16 protein-coding genes are annotated in these 15,177 nt (G+C 38.9%); 9 read left to right on the forward strand and 7 right to left on the reverse strand.

The annotated features are described in order from the left end of the window. Positions 1-229: 229 nt before the first annotated feature. The 3 genes from ABX891_RS12300 to ABX891_RS12310 all read right to left on the reverse strand — a co-directional run bounded on the left by ABX891_RS12300 (position 230) and on the right by ABX891_RS12310 (position 3,908). On the reverse strand, positions 230-2,485 hold the full coding sequence (locus ABX891_RS12300; RefSeq protein WP_354629629.1) for an aminotransferase class V-fold PLP-dependent enzyme: 2,256 nt from the start codon (positions 2,483-2,485) through the stop codon (positions 230-232). A gap of 135 nt (positions 2,486-2,620) precedes the next feature. Next, positions 2,621-3,697, reverse strand: coding sequence for an AI-2E family transporter (locus ABX891_RS12305; protein WP_024606584.1), 1,077 nt, complete (start codon positions 3,695-3,697; stop codon positions 2,621-2,623). After that, positions 3,690-3,908, reverse strand: coding sequence for a hypothetical protein (locus ABX891_RS12310; RefSeq protein ID WP_149602402.1), 219 nt, complete (start codon positions 3,906-3,908; stop codon positions 3,690-3,692). Before ABX891_RS12310 ends, ABX891_RS12305 begins: the two co-directional genes overlap by 8 nt. Before the next feature lie 145 nt (positions 3,909-4,053). Here ABX891_RS12310 and ABX891_RS12315 point away from each other — a divergent pair, with 145 nt between their 5' ends. Genes ABX891_RS12315 through ABX891_RS12335 form a run of 5 tightly spaced genes read left to right on the forward strand, consistent with a single transcriptional unit; the run spans position 4,054 to position 7,573 of the window. Further along, the gene (locus ABX891_RS12315; RefSeq protein WP_024597628.1) at positions 4,054-4,719 is read left to right on the forward strand and encodes a hypothetical protein; all 666 of its coding nucleotides are present in this window, start codon (positions 4,054-4,056) and stop codon (positions 4,717-4,719) included. A gap of 1 nt (position 4,720) precedes the next feature. Further along, entirely contained in the window at positions 4,721-6,178 is a 1,458-nt protein-coding gene (bepA, locus tag ABX891_RS12320) for a beta-barrel assembly-enhancing protease (RefSeq protein WP_039487326.1), read from the forward strand. Positions 6,179-6,231: 53 nt separating this feature from the next. After that, positions 6,232-6,579, forward strand: a complete 348-nt coding sequence (gene arsC, locus ABX891_RS12325) for an arsenate reductase (glutaredoxin) (RefSeq protein ID WP_024595681.1) — start codon at positions 6,232-6,234, stop codon at positions 6,577-6,579. Beyond that, positions 6,579-7,133, forward strand: coding sequence for an NAD(P)H:quinone oxidoreductase (gene wrbA, locus ABX891_RS12330; RefSeq protein ID WP_354629630.1), 555 nt, complete (start codon positions 6,579-6,581; stop codon positions 7,131-7,133). The genes arsC and wrbA overlap by 1 nt, the downstream gene beginning before the upstream one ends. Further along, entirely contained in the window at positions 7,130-7,573 is a 444-nt protein-coding gene (locus tag ABX891_RS12335) for a DUF2069 domain-containing protein (protein WP_354629631.1), read from the forward strand. The genes wrbA and ABX891_RS12335 overlap by 4 nt, the downstream gene beginning before the upstream one ends. Before the next feature lie 80 nt (positions 7,574-7,653). Here ABX891_RS12335 and ABX891_RS12340 read toward each other — a convergent pair whose 3' ends face one another. Both ABX891_RS12340 and ABX891_RS12345 read right to left on the reverse strand, forming a co-directional pair. Then, a complete protein-coding gene (locus ABX891_RS12340) occupies positions 7,654-8,991 on the reverse strand; it encodes an ankyrin repeat domain-containing protein (RefSeq protein ID WP_354629632.1) in 1,338 nt (445 codons plus the stop codon). A 357-nt stretch (positions 8,992-9,348) separates the two neighbouring features. After that, complete coding sequence (locus ABX891_RS12345; RefSeq protein WP_354629633.1) at positions 9,349-9,942, reverse strand: MlaC/ttg2D family ABC transporter substrate-binding protein; 594 nt, start codon at positions 9,940-9,942, stop codon at positions 9,349-9,351. A 245-nt stretch (positions 9,943-10,187) separates the two neighbouring features. Here ABX891_RS12345 and ABX891_RS12350 point away from each other — a divergent pair, with 245 nt between their 5' ends. Next, the gene (locus ABX891_RS12350; protein ID WP_354629634.1) at positions 10,188-10,724 is read left to right on the forward strand and encodes an acyloxyacyl hydrolase; all 537 of its coding nucleotides are present in this window, start codon (positions 10,188-10,190) and stop codon (positions 10,722-10,724) included. A 107-nt stretch (positions 10,725-10,831) separates the two neighbouring features. Further along, positions 10,832-10,978 carry a DUF2897 family protein gene (locus ABX891_RS12355; RefSeq protein WP_354629635.1) on the forward strand — a complete coding sequence of 49 codons (147 nt, stop codon included), beginning with the start codon at positions 10,832-10,834 and terminating at the stop codon, positions 10,976-10,978. Between the two features lie 53 nt (positions 10,979-11,031). Here the strand turns inward: ABX891_RS12355 and ABX891_RS12360 are convergent, their stop codons facing one another. After that, positions 11,032-12,402 (reverse strand): YjiH family protein, encoded by a 1,371-nt coding sequence (locus ABX891_RS12360; RefSeq protein ID WP_354629636.1) that lies wholly within the window; start codon positions 12,400-12,402, stop codon positions 11,032-11,034. Between the two features lie 66 nt (positions 12,403-12,468). Further along, on the reverse strand, positions 12,469-13,530 hold the full coding sequence (gene bamC, locus ABX891_RS12365) for an NlpB/DapX family lipoprotein (RefSeq protein ID WP_354629637.1): 1,062 nt from the start codon (positions 13,528-13,530) through the stop codon (positions 12,469-12,471). Between the two features lie 359 nt (positions 13,531-13,889). Here bamC and ABX891_RS12370 point away from each other — a divergent pair, with 359 nt between their 5' ends. After that, positions 13,890-14,423, forward strand: a complete 534-nt coding sequence (locus ABX891_RS12370) for a glycine cleavage system transcriptional repressor (protein WP_007583906.1) — start codon at positions 13,890-13,892, stop codon at positions 14,421-14,423. An 11-nt stretch (positions 14,424-14,434) separates the two neighbouring features. After that, the gene (gene bcp, locus ABX891_RS12375) at positions 14,435-14,914 is read left to right on the forward strand and encodes a thioredoxin-dependent thiol peroxidase (protein ID WP_002963124.1); all 480 of its coding nucleotides are present in this window, start codon (positions 14,435-14,437) and stop codon (positions 14,912-14,914) included. Positions 14,915-15,177 lie beyond the last annotated feature (263 nt).

The raw sequence follows: 15,177 nt of genomic DNA on the forward strand, positions 1-15,177 counted from the left end.
TTTTGACACCGGTATCATAAAAATTTTATAAATTAATTTACCTGTAATTTTAAAGGCAACGGCATAGCTTAATCAATCAAAATGAAATATTAATGAATTTTTATAAGCGCTGCTAATTACTTTTCATAGTTATTCACTAATTACTGTAATTGTTTGCCTTGCAAACAATTAAACCTTAAAAACAAAAAATCGGCTCTAAAGCCGATTTTGTATAAATTAAAATCTTTGCTTAATTACTAAGCGCTAGCCCACCACTTAGGTTATAAACCGTTTTGTATCCTAGCTGCATTAAATTGCTCGCAGCAATCTTTGAGCGGTTACCACTGCGGCATAATAAAATATATTTGTTATTTTTACTTAACTGCCCTTCAAATACCGCATTTGCCATTCTGCTAAGCGGTATATTTAATGTTTTTTCATCTAGCGTATTAAATAACTGAGCAACATTATTTGCTCCATGTTCATACGGCTCCCGAGTATCTATTAAATACACATCGCTGGTGTTTAACATTGCTTTAGCGTCATCAAAATTTAATTGCTGTGTATCAATCTCAGGCAATGCATTTACATAACCACACAATTGCGTGTTATTTACTTGCTTTGAAGCGTCGTGCTGCTGCTTTTGTATAGTAAATTCATCAACTGAAATACTGCCGCTTACTAACGCATTGAGTAATGGCGTTTGGTTTTGTTGTACAGCCCAGTTCATGGCAAAACATTGTTGGTAGTCGTGCCCTGAGCAAATAATGCTGGTGCCATTAAGTTGCTCGCTTATTGCTAAAATAGAGCGTGCCATTGCTTTTGCATCCCCACCTATAAGCGATGTATTGCCAAGCCCTGCAGGCAAAATTAAATCACCACAAAAACAATAACGCGTTTCGCCATTACTATTTTTTAATAAATAACTTACGCTATCTTTGCTGTGCCCAGGTGTCGCTACTTTTTCAAGTACGTCATTTGCTAAGCTAATACTTTCTGCATTTAGTGGCCAACCTAAAGCATCAACCTCACCTTTTACAACTCTTGATGCAAGAACACTGGTTAATAAATTAGTCGCTGACTCTCGCTCTTGATGCAGATGTGTATTAAGCACCGCTGATATAGTTAAGTTTTGTGTATTAGCTATTTTTTCAAAGCGCGGAATAAGCTCAATAATCGGGTCTATTATAACTGCGTATTTATCATCGCTTACATAAAGCCAACTACATGCTCCTTGGTGCCTAAACTGAGTAAGGCCAAGTGCGCACACTTCTTGTTGTGGTGTGGTGCTATCAGATACAATTAAACAGTTAGCCTGTAGTATTGCTTTAAGAGCTCGAATACGCACACAAGCATCATCAATATCGTGTTGTGTTGCCGCAGGTCCAAATGATAGCCTAATCGCGTTTTCGCTTTGCCACTTACTTGCACCCATTGCATCTAAAACAAAACTTGTTGATGCGCCCGTACTACAAGCCGAGCCACCACTTACGCGAATGCCCGCAGCATCAAATAAATCAATCACTTCTTTGCTCGTTAAGTCGTTTACCGCAAAGTTAAGTGTGGTAGGCACGCTATAAGCAAAATCATGATTGAATGTAATATCACCAAAGGTGTCTTTTATCGCGCTTTGTAACTGGCTTCGATAAGAGTTAAGTATGCTAATTGGTTTAAATGTATCGTCTGATTTATCAAGCAACATACTAAATAGTTTATTTAACCCTGCAATACCGGGTAGATTTTCGGTGCCTGAACGCATTCCACTTTCTTGACCGCCACCCGCTATAAAAGGTGTATACGCACTGCCACTACGAATATATAAAAAGCCAATACCTTTAGGTGCGTAAAGCTTATGCCCCGAAAAAGGAGCGTAATCAATAGTTGTATTACTCAGTGCGAGCGCTTGTTTACCGAGTGCTTGTACGCAATCCACCATCCACGATACATTTTTGTTACGGCTACGAATTACCTGCTCAATAGCGGGTAAATCTTGATATATACCGGTTTCGTTATTAACGGCCATGGTGCAAATCATCAAAGCGTTATTAATGTGCTCTGCGATAAAATCTAAATCTAAAATACCGTTGCTATCAACCGGAATAGCAAGCACCTCAGCATTAACGTCAAGTACGCTATTCCAGTGCTTGAGTGTATTTGGCACCGCTTTATGCTCAGTAGCGCCATATAATAATACAGGGTTTTTAATAGACTGCTTTTTAGCATTAATTAATGTAGAAACCACCGCAGTTTGAATACCCTCCGTTGCACCAGAGGTAAATAGGATATCGCCATTAGTTGCGCCAATAACCGTGCGTGCCTTTTGACGTGTTTGTTCTAATAAATGCTTGGCTTGAATACCTGTGATGTGCGGGCTTGAAGGATTACCAAAACATATTTGCATGGTATGAGAAACAACATCAGCAATACAAGGCAACACAGGGGTCGTTGCATTTGCATCAAGGTAAACTTGTTTTACTGGCTCATCGTGCAATAAAAACTCAGACATTAAAAAACGCACCTTATTACTAAAAAATATATCTTATTACCAATAGTACATAAATTTACAGGTAATGAGTAATAATCAATTAGCACTAGAGGTGCGTTTACTATGCTTTTTTAAACTAAAAGTCTGTTTGCTTAACTATTCACTGAGCTCTTTGCTGATCTCTTCGTGCGTTGACGACCAAGCTGTTATTAGCGCTTTTACTAATGAGGCCAACGGGATGGCAAAAAATACGCCCCAAAACCCCCATAAGCCACCAAAAAATAATACCGCGACAATTATAAATACCGGATTTAAATCAACTGCCTCAGAAAACAACAGCGGTACAAGTACATTGCCATCAAGCGCCTGAATAATTCCATAAATAATTAAAATGGTCCAAAACTGCGTTTCTAATCCAAACTGAAACAGTGCAACTGCCGCTACCGGAATAGTGACGAGTGCCGCGCCAATAAATGGAATTAATACCGAAAAGCCAACAAGCACACCAAGTAAAGCTGCATAGCGCAAATCTAAAACAGTAAATGCGATGAAAGACACACCACCAACAATTAAAATTTCGAATACTTTACCGCGAATGTAATTCATAATTTGTTGGTTCATTTCGTTCCACACTTGTAAAATCAAGCGTCGTTGCTGCGGGATCAGTTTAGCTATACTGCCTGTCAGCTCCAGCTTATCTTTAAGCATAAAAAACACCAGTAACGGCACAAGTACCAAATATATAAGCCAAGCAACAACATCTTTTAAAGACGTAAGTGAAAACGATAATACCGCTTGACCAAACTCAATAATTTTAGCTTCTACGGTTGCAACAATTGCTTGTACTTGTTCTATATTAATTAAACTTGGGTATTGTTCAGGTAAAGCCATTAAATAAGACTTCCCCTGCTCTAGCATATGCGGTGTTTCTTGCACTAAGTTACTGGTTTGCTTCCAAAGCACTGGGCCAATAACTAAAATAAGGGTGAGCATAATGCTAATAAATATCAACATTACAATAATTGTTGCTGTAAAACGTTTTAAGCCAACACGCTCTAAATGAACAACCGGCCAATCTAGTAAATAAGCGATAACCAGTGCAACAAGCACAGGAACAATTAACGCGCCAAAAAAGTAAAGTAAGGCAACTGATACCAATAATAAAAATAATAAGGTAGACGAATGAGGATCCGAGAACTTCCTTTCGTACCATGTTTTTACGTATTCAAACATGTAATGGCTCCACTAATAACAACCCACGTTGTTTATCAAAATTGTAACTATAAGCATTTTTTTGCAAAAAACGTTCAATGTCGTTCGCACTTTCACCTCTATTAAGACTAAAAGTGATGCGTTGTTTTGATGACTGTGCACTTCGAAGCGCAAGCTTAAACTGCACAAATTGCTGAGGACACTTAAACTCTTTTAAATCGCGCTCTACCATAACTACTTTATCCGTATAGTAAATGAATAATAAGTCGCATATTTACGGTCTATGTATTTATATACTCAAACCGTTGTAACTTTTTGTTAAAACAATTCCTGCAATAGTTTATCCTTATAACATAACTAGCAGTAAGGATAAGTTAATGCCTGGCACGCATAATAAAGCGCAACTACCAAGTAATCCAACACTCAAAGAGATTAATTGGTTTAAAAAGCAGATTAATTGGGGCGAACTACCTCCTTTTTATCACCTTGTTGCCTCATCAATAAGCGAATCAGAAGGAATTTTAGATCATGGGTTCGACAATGCAGTTAAACAACTTTTAGATAAACGCAATTGGAACTTAGATTTACTAGAAGGCTATGAAGATAACCTAGGTGAAATACATACCAAACATAAGCCACGTATTGCGCTGCACCAAGTATTTACAGACAGAGGCTTTGAGTTATGGGCACAGCCTTATGCTAAAGATGTTATTGTTGATCAATACATAAAAAACAATCGCTTTATGGAATTTAGAGTGTGGGACCCACATTCAATGAAAAACTTGATCAGAATAAGTCAGTTACATAAGTTTATTGGCTTTTATTTCGAACGAGGCGACAAAGCAGATAAAGCCATTATTTTACATGCTCACAAGGTAGTACATAAAATTATTACTTTTTTGCAGCGAGAATTGAACGTTGTAAAGCTTGATGGAGTCACAATAAAAGAACTATACCAATTGTGCGAAAAAGACAGCCGTGCAAGCAGTGACGAAATAGACATAGCCAAAATTGCAATTGGCGAACAAATTAACAAGGAATAAAATGCAGCTAAAATCAGCATTTATCACTTTATGCAGTGCTGCGCTTACGTTTAGCTTATTAATAAGCGAACCTTTAAAAGCGCAAACCAACTTTACGCTTCCTGATTTAGGAACTTCTGCATTACAAGCACTGCCACTCGAAAAAGAACAAGCCATTGGCGAAGTAATGATGATGCAAATACGAGGCTCATCACCAGTAATAAATGACCCAGTGCTAGATGAATACCTCACGACTATTGGCCGTAAACTTGTTGCTAATGCTAACGATGTACGCTTTCCGTTTTCGTTTTTTTGGATAAACAACTCGGAAATAAATGCCTTCGCCTTTTATGGCGGACACGTTGGTGTGCACACAGGGTTAATAGCCCAAGCCGATAACGAGAGTCAGTTTGCCTCAGTGCTTGGTCACGAAATTGCTCACGTAACACAGCGCCACTTAGCCCGAAGAATACAGCAACAACAAGATAACAGCGCGCTGACTATTGCCGGTATGATAGCCGGAATATTAGCAACCGTTGTTGCACCAGATGCGGGTATTGCCATTATATCTGCCAGCCAAACACAATCTGCTTTTAGTCAGTTAACGCATAGTCGCTCAGCCGAGCAAGAAGCTGACCGCATAGGCATGCAAACGCTTAACAATGCAGGCTTTGATGCTCGTGCATCGAGCGAATTTTTAACTAAACTTGCCGCGCAAATTCGTTATAAATATAAACCACCTGCGTTTTTACTTACTCACCCATTACCAGAGAGCCGAGTATCAGATGTGCGTTTGCGTGCAGAGCAATTTCCTGTGCGTCATATGAGTGCCAGTCTTGAGTTTAATTTAGCTAAAAGCCGCGTGCTTGCGCGCTACGACAACAAACCAGAAAACGCCGAAGACCTATTTAGAAAACGACTTCGCGAAAATAGCTACGATAACACCGCTTTAAAGTACGGTTTAGCTATTAGCTTACTTGATCAAAAAAAGCTTGATGAAGCAGCCCCAATACTAGATGAGCTTTTAAAAAACGATCCTAAAAACCTATTTTATATAGATACCCATACCGATTTACTCATCGCGCAAAAAAAGGCAGATGAAGCCGTAAAATTTTTAGCCGATTTAAATCAGTATCGCCCTAATAATCAGGTAATTACGCTTAACTATGCCAACGCAGCACTTGAAGCTGAGCAATATGAACTAGCCGAAAATATTTTGAAGAGTTTTTTACTCGAAAAGCCAGATCACAACCTAGGCAAGCAACTTCTTGCTGATGCGTATAAAAAACAAGATAAATTAGCCTCATATCACGAAGCGAACGCCGATGTATTGGCTCAATACGGTGCTTATTTAAAAGCCGCAGACGAAGTACAAAAAGCACTTAACTTCGTAGAGCCAACCGAACTTGTAAAGCAACAACGTTTAAAAGCACTACTTACCCAGTATCGACTTTTACAAAAAGAGCTTGCAAGACTTTAAGTCTGCAAGCGCTTACCCTAAAATAGACGCAATTCACACTTTGGAATCATTTTATGTCTGTCACTATTTACCACAACCCACGTTGTTCTAAATCACGCGAAACGCTAGCGCTACTGCAAAGTAAAGCGATAGAGCCAAGTGTTGTAGAGTATTTAAAAACCCCTCTTACTCACGAGCAAATTTCAACGCTTGTAATCCAACTTGGTTTTTCATCCGTACGTGAAATGATGCGCACCAAAGAAGATGACTACAAAGCGCTTAATTTGAAAGATGAAACAAATGAGGACGCACTTATTAACGCTATGGTTAAATACCCAAAATTGATTGAACGCCCTATCGTAGTTAATAACAATAAAGCAGCGATTGGTCGTCCACCAGAAAACGTACTAAGCGTTTTATAATGAGTGCAACCATAGTGGTGCTTTATCACTCAAGCCACGGCTCAGTTGAAGCAATGGCTCACGAGATAGCAGAGTCGATAGAGCAACAAAGTGCAACCGCCCTGCTGCGTACTTTTGTAGCTAAAAATGCGCACGATATCGTGATCACCAAAGATGATTTAATAAATTGCGATGGTTTAGCGTTTGGTACACCAACTCGATTTGGCATGATGGCCTCTCAAGCAAAAAGCTTTTGGGAAACCACCAGCGACCTGTGGTTAAAAGGCCAATTAATCGATAAGCCAGCGTGTGTATTTTCGTCATCAAGTAGTATGCATGGTGGAAATGAAGCAACCTTACTTAACTTATCTTTACCACTATTACACCACGGCATGATGCTTATGGGCGTGCCATACGATGTGCCCGAACTACTTGCAACACAAACCGGTGGAACACCATATGGTGCAACACACGTCGCTGGCAGCGCTAATAGTGCACAGCTAAGTAAAGACGAAATTAAAATATGCCAAAGCGTTGGTAAACGCCTTACTCACATTGCGAGAAAACTTAAATGAATACAGCTGACAACCCAGCTAAAAAGCCGATTACGGTAAAATTTCAACGTGCAGCACTATTTGGCTATGTTGGTTTACTTATTCTGATCCCTTTGTGGATGTATTTTGTACCCCCTCTAGACGGTAATACTAGTTGGGTGTCATTGTTTTTTCCTATCATTCCTTTACTGCTGCCGCTAAGAGGCATAATTCAAGACAACACATACACCTATGCGTGGGCTAACTTTATTGTAATGCTTTATTTTATCCACGGTCTTACCATGCTGTGGGCTGCGCCAGATGAGTTAATTTGGGTGTTGTTAGAGCTGGTATTTGCATCATTTATGTTTATTGGCTGTACTTACTACGCAAGACATCGCGGACAAGAACAAGGTTTAAAAATCCGTAAGCTTAAAGAAGAATTAGCTGAAGAAAAAGCAGCAAATGAGCACGGTAAATAAGGTTTAACCATAAACGCTATATACAAAAAAACGCGCTTAAATTACTTTAAGCGCGTTTTTTATTAACTATTTAAAAATGACTAAACTAAATCACTCAAGGCAGCTAGCACCACAATACTGGCCAACCCTATTTGAGCAATTAAACTAATAAACGAAAAGCCCCTAAGCACAAATAAACCCCAAGGGTGTTTAATATGTGGATATAGCGCACAGCGTTTTAAAGTGGTCGCAAAGAAAAAACAAATCACTGCAGTCATAGTTAAACCCAGCGTCAGCTCACTTTTAATGGAGAGGGTTTCATCAAAAAAGAAGAACAACTGCAAAGGCAGCAATATAGTAACGATAGCGTGCAGCACATGTACTTTTTTAATACGATCGAACTGCCCTTCTGGCGAAAGCTCTTTAATACCAAAGTCACGCTCTAAGCATTTAACTAAGTTATTGGCTTTTATACTTACCGCTAAACGGTAACAACTTAAACCTTCTTTATTGCGCGCTCTAAAGTTATAGCCCGCTTTAATAAGCAGCACCATTAACGATTCATTTTTAGCAAATACAGCGTAATGAAGTGCTGTGTTACCTAAATTATCAACCGCTTTTTTGTCTTGCTTTGCAAGTAGCGTTTCAACCACATTTACAAAGCCTTTTTCGGCGGCCCACATAAAGGCTGTTTTATTGTTTTCATCAGCAAGTACACCAGTAGCGCCTTGCTCAATAAAACGCATAGCCATTGTTTGCTTAGCTGTTTTTTTACGTAAATGAGTAAGCAAAGCTTTTTCTAAGAGAACAACAGAGTCAACATCAGGAGAAACCTGCGTCAGCAGCGTAAAATAGTCTTTACCCGCAGCTACTTTTTCGCTGGCAAGTTCAGAAAGAGTATCTAAATCAGCAATAGACTCTGGAATAAACGCACTTAGGCGCTCTCTAAAATCAACTTCCTTCCAAAGCGCTAATGTGTCCTTTGCCGAGAGTTTACTTTTATTATTTAACGCATGCTCAATTAAGGTGAAGTAGCGTTTACTAAAAAATAAATCAACTAAAGACAGTGGCGTATCTATGGTATTTTGTGCAGCCACGCTTGCGTATTTTTCAAGGCGCTGGCACAGCATAAGCACTAAGCTTTCAGGGGTGTATTCATTATCGTAGTAATGGCTTTTAACCGCACTAATATACGCTTGTGCGTCTTCGTCATATTCAGAGATATGTTGAAAGTAACATTCTTCAAATGGCTCCAGCGGGGTTAGCCATGCCAAATAATAAATAGGTGGCAGCACGGTGGTGCATACACCATCGTCTTCATTTGTAGAACGACAAGCAGGCCAAGCTTCCAAAGCATCTAAAATAAAGGCACCGTTTTGTTCTACCAGTCCTTTAATAAGTAATGGGTATTCCTTTGGCCAAATCAGTACATTTTCCATTAAAACAACACAACTCCAGTGTGGCTTGGGGGTGGTAAGTTATATCAGTTTTAAGCTGACACCACGCTTAATCAAAGTGCCGATATTCTAGCACACCTTTGTTTTGCTGCTAGCGCAAAATTACGCAATAACAACAATCCTTTAGGATTATACCAATTCGCTTAATTAAGTGATTTATTTTGAGGTAGAAAACCGTGTGATAGCAAGGCAAAAATTTCGTTATTTAGTTGTTCTAAATGATTAAGTATTCCTGTGGATTGGTATTGTCCTTAGCAAAAATATAAAAACGGCCAAGTACATAAGTAATTGGCCGTTTTTGAGGTTGGAGTTGGGCTTAATCAGAGCCAGACAAATAGTCTATTTACTTTTTAACTCGCTAATAACTTGCTCTAAACCCACATCAGAAATGCGTTGAATAATCTCTTTTTGTTTAGCACTTAATAGTGAAATGCCTTCAGCAACAATATCGTATACTTTCCACTCATTGTTTTTACCTAAACGAAGCTTAAAGCTTAAGTCGATAGTAGGCGCATTTGGCTCAATAATTTGCGTATTAACTGTTGCGTACTCAGAGTCACTTTTTGCGTTATTACGCTCAAATACTACTTTTTGACCCGTATACTTCATTAGTGCACCAGCGTATGTGCCTGTTAAGTAATGCTCTACTGCATTTATAAATTGAACAGCTTGCTCGCGCTCAATACCTTTAATGTGTTTACCTAATAATTTAAACGACACAAACTTAACGTCAATATGTGGCATTAAACGTTTTTCAACAATGGCAGCCATCGCGTCTTTGCTGGCTGTACCTTTTGAGTTTACTTGACCAATATCTGCAAAAAGCTTGTCGGCTACCGATTCAAGTAACTGATCTGGTGATTGCTGAGCTTGTGCAAATAACGAACTGCTAAAAAAAGCAGTGGCTAAAACGAATAGTTTAAAGAGTTTCATAATTGTATATGTCTGTGTGATTAAGATGGCTGTAATTTACGCGAACTATACGCAATAAAAAAGGCACAAATAAGCAACTTATTAATGCCCAATTAGCACCAATTGAATAACTAAAATAAATTCAAGCAGTTAGAAAGCTCTATTAACAGCTCATATACAACCGGCATTTTGTCCTCATTGTAATTGTTAACAGGCCGCCCTTATCATTTAGTTATCAACTTAAATCAAACAAACATTTGGCACCTATGAAAACGTCACTTAAAACACTTATTATCTCTTTTGTATTAGTAGTTTCACTTTTTGGCAAGCTTGCTTTTGCTCAATCGGACCACGGTTATGCCGTTGACTTTCTCAAAGGCGAAGGTAACGTAAACGGCGTTAAGCTTGCGTATCAGTATCATGCACCTGGTATGCAAAACATTATTGGTGATGCACGCTTTTACTTTGAAACCAGCGTAAACATGTGGGAATACCGCCACGGCGATGAAACACAATCAAACCTAGTACTTGCTATGTCACCTGTACTACAATTTCCTGCTTTTAGTTTTAACAACACCCCATTTTATGTAGAAGCAGGCATTGGTGTATCACTGATTGATGAAACGCAGTTTGCCGGTAAAAACATAAGTACTCACTACCAGTTTGAAGACCGCATAGGGCTTGTAGCCGATTTTGGCCGCACCAATGTTGCTCTTCGCGTTATTCACTATTCAAACGCTGGCTTTAAAGAGCCAAACCCTGGGCTGAACTTTTTAACGCTTTCGGTAGCGAGACGTTTTTAACGTTATTGATTGTGTTTAAAGTTATTGATTGTATTTTGAGTAATTTAATTGCTGTTATAGCGCAAAGCGGTCACACTTAAACGTACCAAAGATTAGGTGATACTGCGATGCAAATTTGGCATATTGTAATTATTGTCGCTGTTGTTTTTGCCATTATCATTGGTAATATTGCGCTAATTAGACTCTCTGCAAAACAGGAGTTTATAAAATCCAACGCCAATATAAAAAATACAACAGACACAAAAAAGCCCTGATTAATCAGGGCTTTTTTAATAATACCAATCCGCTTAATTATATTTTCGTTAATTTAGCCTACGAGCCAATGCGCCATTAGCGCAATAACAGGTAAAGTAATTAGCGTTCGCAAAATAAATATAATAAACAACTCTAAAATGTTTACCGGTATTTTACTGCCAAGTAAAAGTGCACCCACCTCAGACATATAAATAAGCTGAGTTACACTCATTGCGGCAATAATAAAGCGCGTTACATCACTTTCAATAGTCCCTGCTGCTAATATTGACGGAATAAACATATCAGCAAAACCAACCATAATAGTCTGCGACGCTGCGGCTGCTTCGGGTATTTGTAATAACTCTAAAAATGGCACAAACGGCATACCTAAATACTGAAATATAGGCGTATGCTCAGCAATGATCAGTGCAAATGTACCTACCGCCATAACTACTGGCAATACACCAAACACCATATCAAGCGCATTATGTACGCCCTCTTTTATAGTGCCTTTAACACCCGTTGAGTTATCAGCTTTTGCTAATGCAACATCTAACGAATGCCCAAATAAAGTTTTATGACCCGGAATTGTTTCAGCGTCTCTATCTGGCTCAGTGCCATCAATAAGTAAATCTTTTTTAAAGCGCAGTGGCGGTAATCGCGGCACAATAATAGCGGCAACAATACCGGCTAAACATACCGTTGCGTAAAACGGTGCAAATAGGTATTCAAGTTTAACTTGCCCAAGCACCACTAAACTAAATGTAATTGAAACCGCTGAAAACGTAGTACCAATAATAGCCGCTTCGCGCTGTGTATAGTGCTTTTGATCGTACTGCCTTGCAGTCATCAAAATACCCACACTGCCATCACCTAACCACGATGCAGTACAGTCAACCGCGCTTCTACCTGGTACACCAAATACAGGGCGCATTACTTTGGTCATTAACGTACCAGCAAGCTCTAATAGACCAAAGTTAATTAATAGCGGCAGTAATAAGCCCGCTAAAATAAATACCGAAAACAACACAGGCAATAAGTCATTTAGTACCAGCGCGCCAGTATTAGCCGAGGTAATCATCTCGCTACCTAGGCTTAAGTACGTCATTAAACCAAACGCCATACCAAATAAGCGTACCACCAGCCATGTCCAGCTCACATCAAATAAATGCTTTAACAAAGGTGAGTTACATATAGCGGCGGGTTTAAACACTTTAGTAATTACAGAAATAACCCCTGTAATACAAATAATGAGGGTAATAATTGCTTGAGCAGAGCCAAGCATCATTGCTTGAACCGCTTTTGCCATAACGGCAATAGGAATGGTCATCCCTTGCGAGGTACTTATGGGTGTCATAAATAAAAACACACCAATTAACGAAGGAACCAAAAAAGTAAACCAAGTGCGCCACGTATAGTGTGAACGTTCAGGTAGCTGAGACATGTTGTTTAACCTATAAAAACCACAAAAAGAGCATAGCGCTCTTTTTGTGGTAAAACTTATTATTATTTAAATTTTAATGCCGCGCTGAATGAGTGCTGCTTCTAATGCTTGTTGTAAACCATTCATAGTACCTGGCTCAAGCGTTTCGCCTTTATCATCCATCCACGTTAAGCTAGTACCGCCTTCTTTAGTTTTACTTACTAAAATTTGATATTGGCCTTCATCAATAGGTAGTTGAGCTACGTCATCACCCCAAATTGAATCCCAAACGCTTGTTTCTGGTTTAGTGTAATCTGCAGTAATTAAGCCCGTATCTGGGTTAATTTCAACAATAGAGAACGACAAGCGCTCTAAAAACCCAGAGAAACGGTCAAACACAGCTTCGTAAGATTGCTCAGTTACAAGTGCTGCATTACCTTTATTATCAAAGCCCATTTCAAGAGAAATAATACCTTGGCGTTTACGCATATCAACTTCAAGTTGACGGTAACGGTAATCAAACTCGCTCACTACTTGGTTAAGTGCACGTACTTCTAGCTGCTGCTTGAGTAAGTCTGTTAGCGTTTTATCACCTTTAAAATCAATCAGCTCCACACGTAAAGACGCAGTGCGTTGATGAGACTTTTCTTCAATAGTGAATCTAAACTTTTCTAAATCATCGTTTACTTCATCGCCCCACCACCAAAAACCTTCTTCAGTTTTAATGATTGAGTACCAATCAGTTTCAATAGTACCTAGTAGCTTGTCTTCTTTAGTAGTTGCCGCATTATTATCAGCTAGGACAGATTTAATCGTATCCCAAAGAAACTCATCTAAATCAGCAATGCCATCGTTTTTATCAAAATAAATACGCGCTTGTTTATCTGTCTCTTCTACCCAACTGCCTTTAGCAATTGTTAATACTTGTGCCGGTGGGCGGTAATTTGTAGCTTCAGGATTATTGTCGTATTGACCTACATCCATTTTATAAACTGGGTCTTGAGCTGGTTGAGATAACGACGCTGGTGCTTTTACAGGCTCATGCGTACGATAGTTACGCTCGTCATGTGCCTTATTAATAAATACACTACACCCTGATAAACTTACCAATACACTTACTGCAAGTGCTTTTGGGATCCAATACTGCACAGATATTTCTCCTTAGCATACCCTTTAATTGTTTTAACAAATATATGAGTGGGTAATGCCGATTTGGTTCAGTGTAAAATCAATATTAACTTTACATTTATTATTTGGCTGCCTAAATGCAATAAAGTTCAGCACTTCAACTTAGCAATAAAACTAAGCGCAAATAAGCAAATTTTAGCTATGGTACTTTCCCGTGCCAGTAAAAACAAGAAACACCGCACTTTAAAAGCGCTTAATTAGCGTGTGCTGTAGTTTAGAGCCCTTTTTGTGTTAAACTTCGCCGCCGTGCAACTTCTCGTGTGTATTTTTGGTGTTGCCAACTCGGTTGATATAATCCAAGTAACAAGGTATTTGAACTCATGACTGCATTTTCAAATCATCAAATTGTTTTAACAGCGATTGGCGAAGACAGACCCGGTATTGTAAGTGAACTAACCCAACTCGTTAGCGATTGCCACTGCAACATTATTGACAGCCGTATTGCTATTTTAGGCTGCGAATTTACCTTCATAATGCTACTTAGCGGCGACATGTCGGCAATAAGCCGCATAGAGCACGTACTGCCAACTAAAGCCATGGAACTTGGCCTGCTAACCATGATGAAGCGCACAGCGAGTCATACTCCTAGCGAATTTTGTGCAGGTTACACCCTAGAATACACTGGCATAGACACCCCTGGCACATTGAGCAAAGTAACGCGCTTTTTTGCAGACAATAATATTAGTATTTGCTCACTTAAGTCAGACACTTATTCCCAAGAAGACAACATAAAGATGCGTTGTGAACTTGAATTCAACATACCTGTTGATGTAGATATAGATCAATTTAAAATTAGTTTTGAGAGCCTTTCTCATACACTAAACGTAGATTATATTTTTAAACGAATTCGTTAAGGATGCTAAACATGAACACAATTAGTCCATTACAAGCTGGCGATACTGCACCCGCTTTTAGCCTACAAAACCAAAACGACGAAACAGTAACATTAAGCGAGCTGTTAAAAGAGCAGCAAGTGCTTGTGTACTTTTACCCTAAAGCGTCAACGCCGGGTTGTACTGTACAAGCCGAAAACCTACGCGATGAGCAAGCACAGCTTGCTAAATTTAACACCCGCGTTGTAGGTATTAGCCCAGATCCAATTAAGCGCCTTAAAAACTTTGAAACTAAAAAAGAGCTTAATTTTGACCTATTAGCCGATGAAGACCACGCCATTGCTGAAGCATTTGGTGTATGGGGCTACAAAAAGTTTATGGGTAAAGAGTACGATGGTATTCACCGCCTAACGTTTTTAGTAGGCCAAGACGGTAAAATTAAACACCTATTTGATAAGTTTAAAACTAAAGATCACCACCAAGTGGTTTTGGATTATTTAGCAGCAGAATAAGTTTGTGGCTGAGTAAGTTAGCGGCAGAGTAAGTTACTCGCTGCTAGAAAAATACAGAAAAGCGTTGCTCAAGGGCAACGCTTTTTTTATGTCTATACATTTGCGCTATATAAAACTTAAATAGCAATAGAGTAGATAATTTGTTAAAACTGCCAAAGCACTTATTATTAGCACCTTGCCAATTGGATATTTAACCTTGAATAAAATAAAAGACTAAAATTTAAACTTTATTTAACTGCCTTAATCATCTGTATTATCGGTTT

Source organism: Pseudoalteromonas sp. NCIMB 1079, assembly GCF_040567695.1.
Taxonomy (GTDB): domain Bacteria; phylum Pseudomonadota; class Gammaproteobacteria; order Enterobacterales; family Alteromonadaceae; genus Pseudoalteromonas; species Pseudoalteromonas distincta.

What these genes read in the sequence shown, in the direction of transcription:
- ABX891_RS12300 (WP_354629629.1), bottom strand. Translation starts at nt 2,485, where the DNA reads ATGTCTGAGTTTTTATTGCACGATGAGCCAGTAAAACAAGTTTACCTT.
- ABX891_RS12305 (WP_024606584.1), bottom strand. Translation starts at nt 3,697, where the DNA reads ATGTTTGAATACGTAAAAACATGGTACGAAAGGAAGTTCTCGGATCCT.
- ABX891_RS12310 (WP_149602402.1), bottom strand. Translation starts at nt 3,908, where the DNA reads ATGGTAGAGCGCGATTTAAAAGAGTTTAAGTGTCCTCAGCAATTTGTG.
- ABX891_RS12315 (WP_024597628.1), top strand. Translation starts at nt 4,054, where the DNA reads ATGCCTGGCACGCATAATAAAGCGCAACTACCAAGTAATCCAACACTC.
- bepA (WP_039487326.1), top strand. Translation starts at nt 4,721, where the DNA reads ATGCAGCTAAAATCAGCATTTATCACTTTATGCAGTGCTGCGCTTACG.
- arsC (WP_024595681.1), top strand. Translation starts at nt 6,232, where the DNA reads ATGTCTGTCACTATTTACCACAACCCACGTTGTTCTAAATCACGCGAA.
- wrbA (WP_354629630.1), top strand. Translation starts at nt 6,579, where the DNA reads ATGAGTGCAACCATAGTGGTGCTTTATCACTCAAGCCACGGCTCAGTT.
- ABX891_RS12335 (WP_354629631.1), top strand. Translation starts at nt 7,130, where the DNA reads ATGAATACAGCTGACAACCCAGCTAAAAAGCCGATTACGGTAAAATTT.
- ABX891_RS12340 (WP_354629632.1), bottom strand. Translation starts at nt 8,991, where the DNA reads ATGGAAAATGTACTGATTTGGCCAAAGGAATACCCATTACTTATTAAA.
- ABX891_RS12345 (WP_354629633.1), bottom strand. Translation starts at nt 9,942, where the DNA reads ATGAAACTCTTTAAACTATTCGTTTTAGCCACTGCTTTTTTTAGCAGT.
- ABX891_RS12350 (WP_354629634.1), top strand. Translation starts at nt 10,188, where the DNA reads ATGAAAACGTCACTTAAAACACTTATTATCTCTTTTGTATTAGTAGTT.
- ABX891_RS12355 (WP_354629635.1), top strand. Translation starts at nt 10,832, where the DNA reads ATGCAAATTTGGCATATTGTAATTATTGTCGCTGTTGTTTTTGCCATT.
- ABX891_RS12360 (WP_354629636.1), bottom strand. Translation starts at nt 12,402, where the DNA reads ATGTCTCAGCTACCTGAACGTTCACACTATACGTGGCGCACTTGGTTT.
- ABX891_RS12370 (WP_007583906.1), top strand. Translation starts at nt 13,890, where the DNA reads ATGACTGCATTTTCAAATCATCAAATTGTTTTAACAGCGATTGGCGAA.
- bcp (WP_002963124.1), top strand. Translation starts at nt 14,435, where the DNA reads ATGAACACAATTAGTCCATTACAAGCTGGCGATACTGCACCCGCTTTT.